This is a genomic window from Moorena sp. SIO4E2, from assembly GCF_010671945.1.
GTDB lineage: Bacteria > Cyanobacteriota > Cyanobacteriia > Cyanobacteriales > Coleofasciculaceae > Moorena > Moorena producens.
The window spans coordinates 1-2,120 of sequence record NZ_JAAHIE010000954.1 but is presented as its reverse complement, the minus strand read 5'-3'; the positions used below and the strand labels follow the sequence as shown (position 1 = coordinate 2,120).

2 protein-coding genes are annotated in these 2,120 nt (G+C 42.8%); both read right to left on the bottom strand.

Going from position 1 to position 2,120, the window contains the following annotated elements:
* Positions 1-308 precede the first annotated feature (308 nt).
* Positions 309-611, bottom strand: coding sequence for a PepSY domain-containing protein (locus F6K37_RS39370; protein WP_287256683.1), 303 nt, complete (start codon positions 609-611; stop codon positions 309-311).
* A 530-nt stretch (positions 612-1,141) separates the two neighbouring features.
* Positions 1,142-2,120, bottom strand: a 979-nt coding sequence (locus F6K37_RS39365; RefSeq protein ID WP_287256681.1) for a F510_1955 family glycosylhydrolase, incomplete at its 5' end; no start/stop codon positions are given.

Sequence of the window (2,120 nt, the reverse complement as noted above, 5' to 3'; positions counted from 1 at the left end):
ACTTCTTACTTGCGCGTAGCGCTATAACTTCGTTTATGACCGCTTGTTTGTTGTAATTTTTTATTAAATGAAGTGTGGATTAAACTACCGATAGGATGTAAGCATTCAGCTATCAGCGTGTCGCGTATCAGCTATCAGCTAATGGGCTACTTGAGGTGCTTTTGAATAAAACAAGTAAGCATTGGTTTAATCTCTGTTACATCACCTGAAGGTTCCATAGCCTGAGCTTTTAGCTGACGGCTGACGGCTGACGGCTGACGGCTGCATGCTTACGATAGGATAACGTTTATGGTCACACTATAGGGTTTTCATTCCCTATTTCGTGAGCGCTGCCCTATAACCCGTCGCCGAGTCTGAAACCACATAGAAATACCTGTAATTGCTAAGGTTAATAAACCAAAGGCATTGAGAAACGGATAAATCATTTGTAAGTTAATGGCACCAAATTTTCCTTTGTGCAGATCCAAAAGCCAAATAAATTCACTACTTTTATCAGTAAGAACTGCCACCTGAAACAAGGAACCGGTAATCACAGTCAACAACACTGGCAAGACCATAATTGGCGCAAACCAAGCGTGTAATTGACGTAAACGAAATCTATTAATAGCCATAGTAATATATATAGCAATTTTCAGGACGATTGAAGTATAAATATCTGGGTTTTAGGGAGCAGGGAGCAGGGAGCAGGTAATAGGCAAGAGGCAAGAGGCAAGAGGCAAGAGGCAAGAGGCAATAGGTAATAGGTAATAGGTAATAGGTAATAGGCAAGAGGCAATAGGCATGGGGTGCATCTCATATTTGTAAAAAAGTTGCGTAGGGTGCGTTAGGGGGGCCTCATTTTCCGCCTCGTAGCCAGGGTTTGGATAGCTCGCCCCGTAACGCACCACCGTGTCAAACAGCAAAAATGAGATGCACCCTAGGCATGCTAGCAATAGGCAAAAAATAATGTGTACATCATAGCTATGATAAACGCTATATAATAGTAATCTAATAGTAATATAAATTCTATAGGGTACCTAAATGAATTGTGATAATTTTTGATTACCGACTCCCGACTCCCGACTCCCGACTCCCGACTCCCGACTCCCGACTCCCTATTCCCTACTCCCGACTCCCGACTCCCTTTACTCTAGTAATATAATTAGAATAATGGTTGCCAAGTTTTGCCGCTATCTTTGGATTGTAATATCCCATTCTGATCATTAGCAGCGTATAAAAATTCGGGATTAGACGGGGCGATCGCCATATACAAAAATAAGTCTCCTGTTTCTGAGCTTATGGCTTCCCAATTCTTACCCCCATCGGTACTTTTAAAGAATCCTCCGGAGTCTTCGGAAAGAATGTGAAATCCATAAATTACTGTCTTTTCTGCTTCGGATTTCAGAGCCAAACTAGCAACAAGGGACTCTTGAGAATTAGGGACTAAAATCCAGCTTTTTCCACCATCCCTAGTCTCAAATAATCCCAGAGTTGTAGCGGCAAACAGGTGCTCAGGATTGCGCGGGTCAACTACTAAGTTATGGGGATTATCCTCCAGTCCCTGCGCTGGTAATTGATTCCAGGTTTTGCCACCATCTTTTGAAACCAACAAGCCTTGTTTTCCAGAAACCGCCCATCCATAAATTACCTTGGGATTAGCTGGTGCGATCGCTAAAGTCAGAAAGTCTACCCCGAGCAGGGATTGGAGCTGCCAATGTTGCCCTTGATTGTAGCTAGTCAGAAAACCGAGCTTGCCTCCTGATGGTGGATGTAAGCTAGCATAAAAGCGTCCGCTATCCTTAGGATGAGCCACAAAGCTGGTGAAATTAGAACGAGTTTCCCCAACTTGCAGCCATTTCCCTGCTTCAGAACGCTGCAATAAGCCATGATGGGTGGCTACATAGAGGATTTCCGGATTCTCTGGACTAACAGCCATAGCGTGAATATTAGTCTTCTGCCACCAGTTCTCAGGAGCATCACTAAGAATAACGTTGTTATTAGTGACATTATTGGTCACTCCTGTTATGGTTGACTGAGTGATATTGGTTTTAATTGTGGTGGTTTGACAACCCATCACCGTAATAGCAACAATACTGTAAATAAACCAATTTTTAACCATATCGTTTATCTCTACATTCATC

Bases quoted from the DNA above. Each gene is read 5' to 3' on its own strand.
- F6K37_RS39370 (WP_287256683.1), bottom strand. From the start codon at position 611: ATGGCTATTAATAGATTTCGTTTACGTCAATTACACGCTTGGTTTGCG.